Here is a 3,713-nt window from a genome sequence, read left to right as displayed (position 1 = left end):
GGTTTTCTGGCCACCTTCCTCCGCATTATTTCAGAGCGTGTCGAGCCAGGCGAGCACGCTCGTATCGCGTTTCCACGAGGGCTGGCGGCCGTGTGTTTCGGGAACGCCGACCTGCTCCAGTGCCTTGCGTTTTGTTTCGAGATTCGCTCTGGCATAGTGGTTCGTCGTATCGAGGCTCACGTGACCGAGCCAGCTACGGATAACCGTGACGTCGACGCCCGCCGATATGAGGTGCACGGCGGTTGCGTGCCGGAAGGCGTGGGGCGTCACATGCTTGTCGCGTAGCGTTGGCGTGGTCTCGGCCGCCGCCCTCACATAGGCGGCAAGCTTGAACCGGACCCCCGACGCGCTGAGCGGCTCGCCATAGCGGTTGACGAACAGCCGCTGGTCTGGCGCCCGCGGCTGCCGTTCGAGCAGCTTCTTCAACAACATCACGGTTTCCGGCCAGAGTGGGCAGATACGTTCTTTTCGACCCTTGCCGGTCAGGCGCACGCAGCTGGGACTTTCGAACCGTATCGCATCGGGGCACAGGTCGAGCGCTTCCTGTATTCGCGCACCGCTGTTGTAGAGGAACGAGAGCAACGCGTGATCGCGCATCCCTTCGAGTGTCGAACGATCAGGCTGAGCCAGGATCGCCGTCACTTCCTTCGGGTCCAGATAACAGGGTTCCGACACCGGACCACGCTTAATCGGGATGTTGAGGATTTCAACGCATTGCGCGATCGAACCGGGATCCCTGGTCGCAACGAAGTTGAAGAAGCTGCGGATCGCTGCAAGTCGGCAATTGCGCGTGCCGATCGTGCCGCCGCGTTCGTGTTCGGCGTGACCGAGGAACGCAATGACCTCGCGGGCGGTCAGATCAGCCAGCGTGATCATCGCTACCTTTTTCCCTGCGCGCTGTGCGACGAACCGGAGGAACAGCCGCCAGGCATCGCGATACGACCGAACCGTATGGATGGATGCATTGCGCTGCTCGACCAGCCATTCGTAGAAGAACGCGCGCATCAGGTCTGGGAACCGATTGTTCCTGGTCATGCCGGCACCTCCGGCCCGATGTTGAGGCATGGCGCTCCCAGCACGCGGAACCGCTCATTGGCGTGATGCAGAAGGTCCTGTGTGACGGTGATGTAGACCAGCGTCGAGTTGATGTCCCGATGGCCAAGATAGGTAGCGAGGAACGGCAGACGATCCTGTGGGTTGATGCCCGCCTTGTACCATTCGAGGATCCGGTTCACGACCATCGAGTGCCGCAGGTCATGCAGGCGAGGTCCTGTTCGCCCCTGCGGCGGCTTCAGCCCGGCACGGCGTATGACGTCAACAAGCAGCCATGCTACGGCGTGTTTCGTATAGCGGTCGCCACGCTGCTCGTGCCAGAACAGGCCGGAACGCGGATCATGGGATCCACCGGTGCGGCGTCGCGCGTCGATATATGCTCGAAGCTCGACCATCACGCTGTCGGGAAGCGGCAGGATCCTGGTCTTGTAGAACTTGGTTTGTCGGATCGTGATTGTGCCGCCCTGGAAGTCAACGTCACCCAGATCGAGGCGGGCCAGTTCGCTTCGCCGAAGCCCCGCGCAATAGGCGAGCAGCAGCATGGTGTAGAGACTCAACGGGCGAAGCGGCGCCCGTGGCGAGGGGTAGGAACGGGCGATGTCGAGCATACGGCGCACGTCGGCGGGTGTGTAAATATGCGGTTTTCGCCAATGCTTGGCCACTTCCTTTCCCGGACGTGGGTCGGGCCGGCGCGGCGGGATTGATGGATCCTGATGCCGGAGGATTTTCGCAAGGGTGCGCTTCAGCTTTTCGCACTCGTTCGGATGATTGCGCGTTGTTTTCGCCACCGACCAGTGTTCGAGCATCACCCCGATCGGCTGACCCTGAAGCGCCGGATTCAACTGCAGGAACCGGTCGAACCGCGAGAGCCAGACCGTTTGCGCGGTGTATTTGTAACCCCGGTTGCGCATCAGCGTGACGTGCTCGGCCATCATTTCGCCCAGCACGCTGCCGAACTGCCTGGGCTGGTGTAGTTCGGCGAGCGCGCTTTCCGGATCGCGGGAGGCCAGCGCCCGCCACACCGGCATGCAGTGTTTGATATTGCAAGCGTCGCGCAGGGCGGCGACGGGATTGCGTTCGATCGCTCCGGTTTCCTCAAGATGATCGAGGAACCGATCGATAATCCGGGTTCGGTGCAGCCGTGTCGTCGAGGCCCACCGTCCCGGCGATGCATGCAGCCATGCCACCAGCATGTCCTTGTCGAGCTTGACGTGGCGTTCGGCGACATCCTGGAAGATGTTGAGCGCCTGCCTGTAGTAGATGGGGCTGTTCGTGGTGCGCAGGTTGAGGCCTGCAATGTAGCGCGCGATCAACTGGCGCTCGGGGTCGGGCCAGATCGTCATGACCGCACCTCTTGTCCCGGCACATCGAGCGCGATGGCCCGGAGATCCTCGGTGGCGAGTTTCAGGTAGGGAGCCGTGGATTCTGTAGAACGATGCCCGAGCAGATCGCCGATCACCTTCTGCGGCACGGCGGCGCGCAGCATTTCGACTGCGCGTGCATGGCGGAAGATATGGGAGCCGTTCTTACCAGCCGGCGTGACCCCGGCATCGTCAAGTCGCCGTCGCACCATGCTGGCCAGCATACCGAGCTTGCGATAGGGCGCTCGTGTGCGGACGAAGATCTCGCGGGCATCTGTCACAGGCCGCCCCGTCTGCAGATAGGCGAGCACCGCTTCACCCACCGGCGCCATCAATGGCAGGAATGAGCATGCTTGGGTCTTGGTATGCTTGATGCGGATCGATTCCGCCCGCCAGTCGATATCCTCGATCCGCAGGTTGCAGATTTCGCCCGATCTCAAGCCATAGGTCGCGAGCAATTGCAGGATGGCATGATCTCGCAACCCCACCGGCGTCTTGTCCTTCGCCGCAGCCTGCAAAACGGCAGCGATCTGGTCCCGCTCAAGGATTGAGGGCACCCCTTCATAGGCATAGAGCAAGGGCGCGATGACGTGCGGCGACAAGTCGATCGCGGTGCGCCCCGTCCGGTGCAGATAGCGCAGCATCGAGCGAAGCCGCTCCGCCACATCCTTCACCGATTTGCGCGTCTGGTGAGGGCTGCGCGCGTCCATGTAACGGTCGATGTCGCCCACGGTCATCGTCATCAGACTGTCGGGGCCGCGTCGATCAAGCTGCCAGGCCAGAAAGTTCCGCCCCTCCCACATCAATGCGTCGATGCTGGCCGCGGCAAGGCCTCGCTCCTCGCGCAGCCAGGTCTCATATTCCTCACAGACGGCAAAGCGCAGTTCGTCGGCAGCGCAGGTCGCTTTCGGTGCGGCTGGCCATTGACCCTGTGCGAGCCGCAGCAACGCGTGGATTCCAGAACGCGGAATGGAGTGCCAATCTCGCGCCGGCGCCCGCCCATGGCGTTTGCGGAACATCGCAATCGCATGGTGGAGGTACTGAGCCACCTCCGCCTCGGTCACCTCTGTGATCAGGATGTCCCGCTGGGCAAGATAGTCGACAAACCCACGCGCGTAGGCGCAGTAGTTCCCGATCACCACGGGGCTGTATCGTTGCTCGGTCAGTGAAATCCTGAGTTTGGAGATGGGCTCGTAATCGGCATTCGACATTATTGATTCCTTTGCTGGTCAAAACGACAGCAAAGGTTCCATCGAAAATAATGCTGAGCAAAGAGTGGACGCAAACGGCCAGATCCTG

Annotated in this window: 3 protein-coding genes; all 3 read right to left on the bottom strand. The window is 61.8% G+C overall.

Annotated elements, in window-relative coordinates:
- Nucleotides 1-30: 30 nt before the first annotated feature.
- From AC0CMF_RS25160 to AC0CMF_RS25150, 3 genes are read right to left on the bottom strand one after another with little or no spacing between them, the layout of a single operon-like run.
- Nucleotides 31-1,035, bottom strand: coding sequence for a site-specific integrase (locus tag AC0CMF_RS25160; RefSeq protein ID WP_306051555.1), 1,005 nt, complete (start codon nt 1,033-1,035; stop codon nt 31-33).
- Nucleotides 1,032-2,396, bottom strand: coding sequence for a tyrosine-type recombinase/integrase (locus AC0CMF_RS25155; RefSeq protein WP_472482570.1), 1,365 nt, complete (start codon nt 2,394-2,396; stop codon nt 1,032-1,034). Before AC0CMF_RS25155 ends, AC0CMF_RS25160 begins: the two co-directional genes overlap by 4 nt.
- Nucleotides 2,393-3,625, bottom strand: a complete 1,233-nt coding sequence (locus AC0CMF_RS25150) for a site-specific integrase (protein WP_306051559.1) — start codon at nt 3,623-3,625, stop codon at nt 2,393-2,395. The genes AC0CMF_RS25155 and AC0CMF_RS25150 overlap by 4 nt, the downstream gene beginning before the upstream one ends.
- Between the last annotated feature and the right edge of the window lie 88 nt (nt 3,626-3,713).

This window comes from Pannonibacter sp. CBAS1226, assembly GCF_055685825.1.
Note: the sequence above shows the minus strand (reverse complement) of the source record. Positions and strands in the feature narration are given on the sequence as shown.